Below are 7,443 nucleotides of genomic sequence, written 5' to 3'. Positions count from 1 at the left end.
GCCCGGCGCGTGGACCTACCGCGTCGAGGGCTGGAGCGACCCCATAGCGACCTGGCGCTCCGCGGTGGAGGCGAAGCTCGCGGTCGGCCAGACCGCCGCCGACCTCGACAACGACCTCGAGATCGGCGCCCGACTATTCGACCGGGCGGCACAGGCGGTCCCGAAGAAACAGTTCGAACGCCTGCGCGCCGCAGCCGCCGCGCTGCGCGGCGACGAGCAGCTGCCCGCGCGGGTGGCGCCGGCCTTCGCCGAGGAGATCGCCGAGATCCTGCGTGCGACTCCATTGCGCGACATGGTGACTCGCGGCCCGCAGCACACCGTGCAGGTGGAGCGGCAGCGCGCGCTGTACGGCTCCTGGTACGAGTTCTTTCCGCGCTCCACCGGCGGCCGGGACGAGGCGGGCAAGCCGATTCACGGCAACTTCGCCACCGCCGCGAAGGAACTGCCGCGCATCGCCGCCATGGGCTTCGACGTGGTCTATCTGCCGCCGATCCACCCGATCGGCGAGGTGAATCGCAAGGGCCGCAACAACACCCTGGTCGCCGAGCCCGGTGACGTCGGGTCGCCGTGGGCGATCGGATCGAAGGACGGCGGCCACGACGCCGTGCACCCGCTGCTCGGAAGCGTCGACGACTTCGCCGAATTCGTCGCCGGGGCAGCGGAACTCGGCCTCGAGGTGGCACTCGACCTGGCGCTGCAGTGCGCGCCGGATCATCCGTGGGTCGCCGCGCACCCGGAGTGGTTCACCACCCTGCCCGACGGCACCATCGCCTTCGCCGAGAATCCGCCGAAGAAGTACCAGGACATCTACCCGGTCAACTTCGACAACGACCCCGACGGCCTCTACGCCGAGGTGCTGCGCGTGGTCCGGCACTGGATCGCGTTGGGCGTCAAGGTGTTCCGGGTCGACAACCCGCACACCAAGCCGGCCGACTTCTGGGAGTGGCTGATCGCCACGGTGCGCCGCACCGATCCGGACGTGATCTTCCTGTCCGAGGCGTTCACCCGCCCGGCCCGGCTCTACGGGCTCGCGCGTCGCGGTTTCAGCCAGTCCTACACGTATTTCACCTGGCGCGTGGCGAAGTGGGAACTGACCCAGTTCGGCGAGGAGCTGGCGGCCAAGGCGGACGAGGCCAGGCCGAACCTGTTCGTCAACACCCCCGACATCCTGCACGAGAGCCTCCAGCACGGCGGCCCGGGCATGTTCGCCATCCGCGCGGCGCTCGCCGCGACCCTCGCGCCGAGCTGGGGCGTGTACTCCGGCTTCGAGCTGTTCGAACATCAGGCGGTGCGACCGGGCAGCGAGGAGTACCTGGACTCGGAGAAGTACGAGCTGCGCCCGCGCCCGTTCGCCGAGGCGCTGGCGCGCGGAGAGTCGTTGGAGCCGTGGATCACCCGGCTCAACGAGATCCGCCGCGCGCACCCCGCCCTGCAACAGTTGCGCTGCATCCACTTTCATCACGTCGACAACGACGCGCTGATCGCCTACTCGAAGATCGACCCGACCACCGGCGACGCGGTGCTCGTCGTGATCAACCTGAACCCGTTCGGCGCCGAATGGGGCATGGTCTCGCTGGACCTGCCCGCCATCGGCCGCGAATGGCACGATCACCCGGTGGTATACGACGAGGTCAGCGGCGAGGAATACCACTGGGCCCAAACGAATTACGTACGGCTCGACCCGGCGAACGCGGTCGCGCACATCCTCACCCTGCCGCCGGTCGCGCAGCAGGCCCGCACCGAACTCGCCTACCGGAGCACGCTGTGAAACGCCGGGATCTGATGCTGTTGGCCGCGGGTACCCATGCAGACCCGCACACCGTGCTCGGCGCGCACCCGCACCCGGACGGCACGCAGATCAGCGTGCTGCGCCCGCACGCGGAGACGGTGACCGTCCGGGTCGGCACGGCCGACCATCCGCTGAAGTCGTTGGGGCACGGCGTCTTCTCCGCGGTGCTCCCCTACCCCGACGTGCTGGACTACCGCATCCGCACCACCTATCCGGGTGGCCAGACCATCGTCTCCGCCGATGGCTACCGCTTCCTGCCGACGGTCGGCGAACTGGACCTGCACCTGATCGGCGAGGGTCGCCACGAACGACTCTGGGAGGTGCTCGGCGCGCACCCGCGCCGCTACACCACCCTCGACGGCGACGTGCACGGCACCTCGTTCGCCGTGTGGGCGCCGAATGCGCGCGGCGTCACCGTGTTCGGCGATTTCGACGAGTGGGGCGGGCACACCGCGCCGATGCGCGCGCTCGGATCCTCCGGTATCTGGGAGGTTTTCGTGCCCGGCGTCGGACCCGGCACCAAGTACAAGTTCCGCGTGCACGGCGCCGACGGGCGCACGGTCGACCACGCCGACCCGATGGCGTTCGCCACCGAGGTGCCGCCCGCCACCGCGTCCGTGGTGACCGAGAGCGATTACGTTTGGGGCGACCATGTTTGGCTCGACGGCCGCACGAAGACCGACCCCACCCAGGCGCCGATGAGCGTGTACGAGGTCCACCTCGGGTCGTGGCGCCCCGGCCTGGGCTACCGCGAATTGGCCGACCAGCTCGCCGATTACGTGCGGGCCGCCGGCTACACCCACATCGAGCTGCTGCCCATCGCCGAGCATCCCTTCGGCGGTTCCTGGGGCTATCAGGTCACCTCGTACTACGCCCCCACCGCCCGCTTCGGCTCCCCGGACGACTTCCGCGCCTTCGTCGATCGGCTGCACCGGGCCGGCATCGGCGTGCTGCTGGACTGGGTCCCCGCCCACTTCCCGCGCGACGAGTGGGCGCTGGCCCGCTTCGACGGCACCCCGCTCTACGAGCACGCCGACCCCCGCCGCGGCGAGCAACTCGACTGGGGCACCTACGTTTTCGACTTCGGCCGGCACGAGGTGCGCAACTTCCTCGTCGCCAACGCGCGCTACTGGATCGAGGAGTTCCACATCGACGGCCTGCGCGTCGACGCCGTCGCCTCCATGCTGTACCTGGATTACTCACGGCCGGAAGGCGGTTGGGAGCCGAACGTGTACGGCGGCCGGGAAAACCTGGAGGCCGTGGACTTCCTGCAAGACCTCAACAACACCGTGCACCGCCACCACCCCGGCGTGGTCACCATCGCCGAGGAGTCCACCAGCTGGCCCGGCGTCACCCGCGGCACCGACGTCGGCGGCCTCGGCTTCACCATGAAGTGGAACATGGGCTGGATGCACGACACGCTCGGCTTCCTGCAGCGCGACCCGATCCACCGTTCCTGGCACCACAACGAGATCACCTTCTCGGCGGTGTACGCGTGGAGCGAGAACTTCGTGCTGCCGATCAGCCACGACGAGGTGGTGCATGGTAAGGGCACGCTGTGGACCAGGATGCCCGGCGACGACTTCGCCAAGGCCGCCGGCGTGCGCGCCCTGCTGGCCTACATGTGGGGCCACCCCGGCAAGCAACTGCTGTTCATGGGTCAGGATTTCGGCCAGTTCCGCGAGTGGTCACACGACCGGGGCCTGGACTGGCAGGAGCTGGAAAACCCACTGCACCAAGGGATCACGACCACCGTGCGCGATCTCAACGCCGTCTATCGCGCCCGGCCCGCGCTGTGGAGTCAGGACACCACGCCCGGCGGCTACTCGTGGATCGAGGCGGACGACCAGGCGAACAACGTGCTCGCGTTCCTGCGCTATGGATCGGACGGGTCCGTGGTCGCGTGCGTGTACAACTTCTCCGGCTCGGTGCACGGGGAGTACCGCGTCGGCTTGCCCTTCGCCGGACAGTGGACCGAGATCTTGAACACCGACGCCGCCGAGTACGGCGGCTCCGGCATCGGAAACCTCGGCGCTGTCAAGGCCACTGACGAAGGCTGGCATGGCCGCCCGGCCTCCGCCACCATCGCCATGGCGCCGAACAGCGCCGTCTGGTTGGCGCCGAGCTAGGCGGGGCGTACAGCGGAACGCTCAGTACAGCGCGGCGGCGAGCTTGCGCCGCGCGGCGACCACGAACGGCTCGGCCTGATCGAACAGCTCGAAGAGCTCGAGCAAGCGGGTACGGGCCTTGGTGCGTTCGTCGCCCGCGGACCGCTTGACCGCCCCGATCAGACGGTCGAACGCGGCCTCCGGCTGCTGGTTGAGCATCTCCACATCAGCGGCGTCGAGCGCGGCGTCCACATTGCTCGGGTCGGCGTCGGCGGTCGCGATCGCCGACTGCGGCACCCCCTGGGCGCGAGCGAGGAAACGCAGCTGACGCAGCGCGCCCTTGGCCTCCTCGTTGCCCGGCTCCGCGGCGATGATCGCCTCGTAGGCGGCCTCGGCGCCGGCCAGGTCACCCTGTTCGAGCGCCGTCTCCGCCGCGACGAAACGGGGATCCTCCGGCGCCTCCTGCGGCTGCTCACCGCCGGGCAGCTTGCCCGCCACCGCGTCGACGACCGCGCTCAGCCACTGGCGGACCTGCGCCTCCGGCTGCGCGCCCTGGAAGTCGGCGAGCGGCTGGCCGCCCGCGACCGCGATGACTGTCGGGATGCCCTGCACCCCGAAGGCCTGCGCGATCCGCATGTTGGTCTCGGCCTCGACGGTGGCCAGATCCCAGGCGCCGCCGCTTTCGCCGACCAGGCGCTCGAGCGTGCGAACCAGTTCGACGCTGCCCGGGCTGCGCTGCGAGTACAGCGCGACGACCACCGGCACCTGGACCGAGCGGCGTAGCACCTTCGTCTCGAAGTTCGCCTCGTTCACCGCGTAATCGCCGCCGCCGGCCGCACCGGGCGCACCGGCGGGCGGTTGCTTCAGACCGGAGAGGTCGACTGCCCCGGACATGGCGGCGACAGCGGCTGGCGAAGGACGGCGTGCGGCAGGTCGAGTCACGGTTTCCAGTTTGTCACGAGGTGGCGGCGGCCGGGGCTCCGGACTCGGCAGAAGTCGCGTTGCTCAGCTCACCCAGCTTGCCCGCGCGCACCGCCCAGATCTCGAACAGGACGGTGAAGAACGGCGGGATGCTGGACAGCAGCGCGAGCACCGTGGTCTTGGCGTTCCAACCCAGTTCACGCGCGGCCATGACGGTGGCGATCACGAAGAGCACGAAGATGATGCCGTGCGTCATGCCGAACACCTTGACCGGCCACAGCACCGGGTCGGGGAGCCGCTTGAACACCATGCCGACGATCAGGAAGACCCAGGAGATCGCCTCGAGCACCGCGATGAAACGGAAACGCTTGGCGACGGTGCCGAGGTCGAAGACATTGCCCATGCGCACCATTGTGCCGGATGCACTACGACGCATCGTAGTGGGACGAGTCACACCGAACTCGTCCGGTTTGTCGGCTTCTTGTTCTGTTCGCCAAAACCCCTAGCAGGGCGCGTTTTTCGGACTGAAACGTCACAGTCCCCACGACCGTGATCGTGGGGACTGTGGCGAGAAACGTGGCCTACGGGACGCGAACGATCAGCGCGTCGCCCTGCCCACCGCCACCACACAGCGCGGCCGCGCCCACGCCACCGCCGCGGCGCTTCAGCTCCAGCACCAGGTGCAGCAGGATGCGCGCGCCGGACATGCCGAGCGGGTGCCCGATCGCGATCGCGCCACCGTTGACGTTCACCTTCGCCGGATCGATGCCGAGCTTGCGGGTCGACGCGACGCCGACCGCCGCGAACGCCTCGTTGATCTCCACCAGATCCAGGTCGGCGGGCGAAATGCCCTCGCGCGCACAGGCCTTCGCGATGGCGTTGGCCGGCTGATCCTGCAGCGAGGAGTCCGGGCCCGCGACCACGCCCGCCGCGCCGATCTCGGCGATCCAGCTCAGCCCGAGCTGTTCGGCCTTGGCCTTGCTCATCACCACGACCGCGGCCGCGCCGTCGGAGATCTGCGAGGCGGTGCCCGCGGTGATCGTGCCGTCCTTGCGGAACGCGGGGCGCAGCTTGGCCAGCGACTCCACGGTCGTGTCGGCGCGGATGCCCTCGTCGGCGGCGACCACCAGCGGGTCACCCTTGCGCTGCGGCACCGTCACCGGGACGACCTCGTCGTCGAACACGCCGTTCTTCCAGCCCTCGGCCGCCCGCTGATGCGAGGCCGCGGCGAACGCGTCCTGGTCCTCCCGGCTCACCGGCTGGGTGTCGTTGCGCTGCTCGGTGAGCGCGCCCATCGGCTGGTCGGTGAAGATGTCGTGCAGGCCGTCGTAGGCCATGTGGTCGCGCAGCGTGACGTCGCCGTACTTGAATCCCTCGCGGCTCTTCTCGAGCAGGTGCGGGGCCTGGCTCATCGACTCCTGGCCGCCCGCGACGACGATCTCGTACTCGCCGGCCCGAATCAGCTGATCCGCCAGCGCGATCGCGTTGATGCCGGACAGGCAGACCTTGTTGACGGTCAGCGCGGGCACGTCCATCGGAATGCCCGCCGCCACGGCCGCCTGCCTGGCCGGAATCTGGCCCGCGCCCGCCGTCAGCACCTGCCCCATGATCACGTAGTCGACCTGGTCCGGCGCCACGCCGCCCCGTTCCAGTGCGGCCTTGATGGCGAAGCCGCCCAGGTCGGAACCGCTGAAGTCCTTGAGTCCGCCGAGCAGGCGACCGACCGGGGTACGTGCGCCGGAGACGATCACGGATGAAGTCACGACAAGCCTCACTTCTTGTATCGCAGGAATCCGTACTCCACGGTAACCGCTGTGCCCCCGTCGCCGGTACGCAGGTAACAGCTACCTTCGAATAGTGAGCAACGTTATGGATTCGTCCGATTTCATCCCCGCGGACTACGTCGTCGCCGTCGATCACGTCGGTGTCGCCGTACCCGACCTGGATGCGGCCGTGACCTGGTACGCAGAGAACCTCGGCATGGTCGAGACCCACCGCGAGGTCAACGACGCACAGGGTGTGCACGAGGCGATGCTGTCACTGCCCGCCGCCCCCGACCGCGGGACTGCCCTGCAGTTGCTGGCTCCGCTCAACGACGAGTCGACCATCGCCAAGTTCATCGACCGTAACGGGCCGGGCCTGCAGCAACTGGCCTACCGCGTCACCGACATCGACGCGGTCTCCGCGCACCTGCGCGCCCGCGGTCTGCGTTTGCTGTACGAGGCGCCGAGGCCTGGAACAGCGGATTCTCGCATCAACTTCATCCATCCCAAGGATGCTGGCGGTGTGCTGATCGAGTTGGTCGAGCCGAACGCGAATGTTACGCACTAGTATCAAGATCGGGCCCGGAAAACTCTTCGGAATCACATTCGCGGTCGAGTCACCATCAGGTCTCTGTAGGCTGTAGTTTGTGTGCCATGTCGTCACCTGAGTCCGATCGCAATCGCTTCGTTGCACTGCCCTTCACCGTTGTGCGCAAGGGTTATGCGCAAGACGAGGTACGCAACTACTTCGACCGCTTCGACGCCGAACTAAGGGTCACCGCTACCGACCGGGATGCTGCTGCGGCACAAGCCCGTAACCTCGCGAGCCAGCTCGAGGACGCGCGTGACGAGACTCGACGAG

The 7,443-nt window shown here is 68.6% G+C and carries 6 protein-coding genes and 1 pseudogene; 4 read left to right on the top strand and 3 right to left on the bottom strand.

The genetic code is table 11. The features are described from left to right. Both ON39_RS06900 and glgB read left to right on the top strand, forming a co-directional pair. The coding region (locus ON39_RS06900; protein ID WP_040732386.1) for an alpha-1,4-glucan--maltose-1-phosphate maltosyltransferase at positions 1–1,768 on the top strand (1,768 nt) is incomplete at its 5' end. A 14-nt stretch (positions 1,769–1,782) separates the two neighbouring features. Then, complete coding sequence (glgB, locus tag ON39_RS06895; protein ID WP_051186368.1) at positions 1,783–3,918, top strand: 1,4-alpha-glucan branching protein GlgB; 2,136 nt, start codon at positions 1,783–1,785, stop codon at positions 3,916–3,918. A 21-nt stretch (positions 3,919–3,939) separates the two neighbouring features. Here glgB and ON39_RS06890 read toward each other — a convergent pair whose 3' ends face one another. The 3 genes from ON39_RS06890 to ON39_RS06880 all read right to left on the bottom strand — a co-directional run bounded on the left by ON39_RS06890 (position 3,940) and on the right by ON39_RS06880 (position 6,581). Further along, positions 3,940–4,791, bottom strand: coding sequence for a tetratricopeptide repeat protein (locus ON39_RS06890; protein ID WP_040732384.1), 852 nt, complete (start codon positions 4,789–4,791; stop codon positions 3,940–3,942). A gap of 61 nt (positions 4,792–4,852) precedes the next feature. Then, a complete protein-coding gene (locus tag ON39_RS06885; protein WP_040732383.1) occupies positions 4,853–5,230 on the bottom strand; it encodes a DUF3817 domain-containing protein in 378 nt (125 codons plus the stop codon). A gap of 169 nt (positions 5,231–5,399) precedes the next feature. Next, entirely contained in the window at positions 5,400–6,581 is a 1,182-nt protein-coding gene (locus ON39_RS06880; protein ID WP_040732382.1) for an acetyl-CoA C-acetyltransferase, read from the bottom strand. Positions 6,582–6,687: 106 nt separating this feature from the next. On the opposite strand from ON39_RS06880, the gene mce reads away from it, so the two are divergent. Continuing rightward, a complete protein-coding gene (gene mce, locus ON39_RS06875; RefSeq protein ID WP_040732381.1) occupies positions 6,688–7,149 on the top strand; it encodes a methylmalonyl-CoA epimerase in 462 nt (153 codons plus the stop codon). A gap of 86 nt (positions 7,150–7,235) precedes the next feature. Further along, positions 7,236–7,443: pseudogene (locus tag ON39_RS47025) on the top strand (hypothetical protein); the annotation flags it as partial.

The organism is Nocardia tenerifensis NBRC 101015, from assembly GCF_000308715.1.
GTDB classification, from domain to species: Bacteria; Actinomycetota; Actinomycetes; order Mycobacteriales; family Mycobacteriaceae; genus Nocardia; species Nocardia tenerifensis.
This window is presented reverse-complemented; position numbering and strand designations above follow the sequence as displayed.

What these genes read in the sequence shown, in the direction of transcription:
- glgB (WP_051186368.1), top strand. Translation starts at nt 1,783, where the DNA reads ATGCTGTTGGCCGCGGGTACCCATGCAGACCCGCACACCGTGCTCGGC.
- ON39_RS06890 (WP_040732384.1), bottom strand. Translation starts at nt 4,791, where the DNA reads ATGTCCGGGGCAGTCGACCTCTCCGGTCTGAAGCAACCGCCCGCCGGT.
- ON39_RS06885 (WP_040732383.1), bottom strand. Translation starts at nt 5,230, where the DNA reads ATGGTGCGCATGGGCAATGTCTTCGACCTCGGCACCGTCGCCAAGCGT.
- mce (WP_040732381.1), top strand. Translation starts at nt 6,688, where the DNA reads ATGGATTCGTCCGATTTCATCCCCGCGGACTACGTCGTCGCCGTCGAT.